The 213-nt window shown below is 26.8% G+C and carries 1 pseudogene; it reads left to right on the forward strand.

Features of this window, described 5'->3' with window-relative positions:
* Window positions 1-213 (forward strand): annotated as a pseudogene (locus tag AJ932_RS08400) (hypothetical protein); the annotation flags it as partial.

A 213-nucleotide genomic window follows, 5' to 3' on the forward strand; every position in this document is an offset into this window, starting at 1 on the left:
AGAAAAGTTGATTGATACAGATTGGTATCCTTCTTATAAACATTCAGGAGAATACCATCTTACTATGTGGTTTGATTCTGATAATAATAAATATGAAACTTTCTATGTTGAAGACCAAGGAAGTATTAGACTTAGTTATTCTTTTGATAATGAAAAAGAAGCCATTGATAAAATGTTGCAGATGAATTATAAACAAAAATATTTTAGTGTAGA

The sequence above is a fragment of the Campylobacter sp. BCW_6873 genome (genome assembly GCF_001762365.1).
Taxonomy (GTDB): Bacteria; Campylobacterota; Campylobacteria; order Campylobacterales; family Campylobacteraceae; genus Campylobacter_D; species Campylobacter_D jejuni.